The sequence below is a fragment of the Phaeovulum sp. genome, assembly GCF_041596715.1.
In the GTDB taxonomy this organism is placed as follows: Bacteria; Pseudomonadota; Alphaproteobacteria; order Rhodobacterales; family Rhodobacteraceae; genus UBA6213.
Genome location: NZ_JBFHIA010000294.1, coordinates 1 through 3316 on the forward strand (window position 1 = coordinate 1; position 3316 = coordinate 3316).

2 protein-coding genes are annotated in these 3316 nt (G+C 61.0%); one reads left to right on the forward strand and one right to left on the reverse strand.

From position 1 onward, the window contains the following. Nucleotides 1-1455, reverse strand: a 1455-nt coding sequence (locus tag ABY403_RS14855) for an MFS transporter (RefSeq protein ID WP_372841598.1), incomplete at its 3' end; no start/stop codon positions are given. Nucleotides 1456-1910: 455 nt separating this feature from the next. On the opposite strand from ABY403_RS14855, the gene ABY403_RS14860 reads away from it, so the two are divergent. Then, nucleotides 1911-3316, forward strand: a 1406-nt coding sequence (locus ABY403_RS14860; RefSeq protein ID WP_372841600.1) for a D-aminopeptidase, incomplete at its 3' end; no start/stop codon positions are given.

Consider the following 3316-nt stretch of genomic DNA (forward strand, 5'->3'; position numbering starts at 1 on the left):
CCATGTCGCGAGGTGGTAGCTTTCGGTCCACTGATCGGGGTGTTCCAGGTCGCGCAGCAGCGCCCAGTGGCGGGCTCCATCGCGCCTGCGGGTGCGGCGGCGCTCGGTCATCGTTGCCAGAAATACGGGGATGTCCGCAGGAGCGATTTGATAGTCGATCATCACCAGAATCGGCCCGCTACGGCCACGCAGGTTCAACTCCAGCGGTGGTTCGATGATGCTATTGAGCGGGTCAAGATCGACGGTGCCGAACTCGGGCATTTCAAACTGCTTGCCGACGACGGCCCCAAGCAGCAGGAACAGGCCAGATGCGATCAGCGCGCCGTGGGTGCCAAACACCTCTGCGGTGGCACCCCAGATCCAGCTGCCTGCCGCCATCCCCCCGAAGGTCGCCATCTGATACATCGCAAGCGCGCGCCCCACGACCCAACGCGGCGACGAAAGCTGCACCGTCACGTTGAAAAGCGAAAGCGCCAATACCCACGATGCACCCGCCAGCATCATCGGCACCACGCTGACCAACAGGCTGGCGCTTTGCGACAGTATCAGCGTGGCACCTGCAAAGCCGACAAACGCCCACCGGACCACCCATTCGTTGCGCATCATCCGGCGGATTCGGGCGTTCAGCAGCCCGCCGAAAATCGCGCCAAGCCCGAAGCACCCCAGAAGCACGCCGTAGATAAAGGGGCCGCCCTGCACCAGATCGCGCGCAATCAACGGCAATAGCGCCAGAACGCTGACGGCACCCAGCCCGAACACCATTCCGCGCAGCATGACGCGCAAGAGGTTCGGCGACATCACAACATAGCGAAGCCCGGCAGTAACAGCGGGCCCAAACGGCTCTCTCGGCATGCTTTGCGAACGCGGCTCTGGCCGCCAGACCAGCAGCGCCCCAAGCAAGGGGAAATAGCTGAGCGCGTTTACCGCAAAGGCCACCGCGGCACCGGCCAGTGCCACGATGATCCCCCCAAGCGCCGGGCCAACGCTGCGCATCAGGTTGAAGCCCATGGCGTTCATCGACACCGCCTCGGGCAGGTCTTGACGCGGGACGATGTCGCCCATCGACGCCTGCCACGAGGGGTTGTTGAGCGCGGTTCCCACGCCGATCAGAAACGTGAACCCAAGCAGGGTCCAAGGGGTCAGCATGCCCGCATAGGCCGCCGCGGTCAGCGCAACCGATACAACAAGCATGAAGGACTGGGCGACCAGCATGATGCGGCGTCGGTCAAAACTGTCTGCCAGTGCGCCTGCTGAAAGGGAAAACAGCATGACGGGCAAGGTCGTCGATGCCTGCACCAAGGCGATCATGCTGGGCGACGAGGTAAGGCTGGTCATCATCCACGCCGCACCGACTGCCTGAATCAGACTGCCCAGATTTGACGCCTGACTTGCGGCCCACAATTGCCGGAAGGTTTTGTGGCGAAACGGCCCAAGGGCAGCAATGTGGCGCGTCAAGTTGGCCCCCGTAAACGACCGCGGCGCTTCATGGTTGCCGCATCGACCGGCGCATGAAGGCAGAACTTGCTTCAACTGACCAGCGCCCGGAAGTCAACCCCGAGGCCGGTCACAACAACCGGAAATCCGCGCCGCGGTCTATTGCCCGCAGCGACTTGCTGCGAAACGGGGCGCTTGGCTTGCGCGCGGCCACGCAAGGGGTTTTGCGCCATGCGTTGGTGCTGCCAAGCGGGCCAGATGGTCAATCTGTTCATCCGGCACTGGCAAGAAACGGTTTCGGCGTGAAGCGTGCACCAAAGGCCGAAGGCGGCAAAACGCGCGGTCCAAGGTGCCGTCGGGGCGCGGCACTCGTGCGGCGCGATGCCTGTCGAGAAGACAATGCATGAATGGCGGCTTGCAGTAGCGCGGACACTGGATCACGTTCCAAGCCAACCGCAGGAATTGGGAATATTCGGATGAGCGACCTCGACATTGGCCGACTGGAATCAGTTTTGAACGGGCTTGCGCATGTTTACCAAGGCCCCGGCGGCGTCGCAGGCGTCGTCAAGAACGGCGAGATCGTCGCGGCCCGCGCTTGGGGCTTTGCCGATCTTACAAAGCGCCGCGTGATGAGTCGCCACACAAGATTGCCTATCTGCTCGATATCCAAGCAGTTCACCTGCGCCGTCTTGCTTGCGAAGTTCGATGAGCCAGATCTTCTGGATGCCCGCGTGGCAGAGTATCTGCCCGGCTACCAAGAGGTGCTGCCAACCGTTCGCCAGCTTTGCCACAACCAGTCCGGTCTGCGCGACTATTGGGCGCTTACGGTTCTTCAGGGCGCTATGGCAGAGCAGACCTTCACCCGCAAAGATGCCCTTACGCTGTTCGCCAAGATGAGGACGGGGCATTTTGCACCGGGAACGGGCAATTCTTATAGCAACGGCAATTTCCGGATTATTTCCGAGATCCTTGAGAAGGAAACAAACACGCCACTCGAAACGCTTTATCAGGAAGAGATCTGGAAGCCTGCGGGAATGGACACGGCCGAATTGACCTCGAACACGCGTTACCCGGCGGATCAGGTGGTCGGGTATGAGGGCAATGACGCGACTGGTTTCTTTCCGGCAGACAACGGCATCGAATGGATCGGAGATGCAGGGATCTCTGCCGCGCTCGACGATATGCTCGCCTATGAAATCTGGATTGATAAGACACGTGAAGACCCCGACGGACTTTACAACCGGCTTTCTGCGCCCGTGTTTTTTGCCGATGGCAAACCTGCGCATTATGGGTTTGGTCTTTCGCATCGCGACTGCGCGGGTGTGAAAGTCACCGGGCACGGAGGGGCGCTGCGCGGTTTTCGTGCCTATCGGATGCACGCAGTCTCGGAAAGGACATCGGTGGTTGTCATGTTCAACCATGAAAGCAGCGCCCATGCCGCGGCCATCGATCTGATGTCTGCCGCACTGGGCTATGCCACGCCAGCCCCCGTTGGCCCTGCAAAAACACCGCAAGGCTTTGCTGGCCAGTGGATCTGCCCGGAAACAGGTCTTTTGGCGCAGATCAAGGCCGATGAAGCCGGCCTATCGCTTCATTTCGCGATGTCGTCAGAGCGTCTGGTGGCGACGTCAGAGACCTCGCTCGAGGCACCGGGGGTTTCCATTTCGAAGGACGGGGATCGGCTGATCATGCGTCTTGCATACTATAACCTCACCACGTCGCTGGCACGTCTTGTGCCCACCCAAAACGCTGACGGCAGCGAAATCGCTGGCACCTATGGTGCCTCGGAACTGGATGCCACAATGGCGATCGAAGCGCGCGATGGCGGGGTTTACGCCTGTTTCACCGGGTTTCTTGGGACCGGGCGGATGGAAAGGATGCA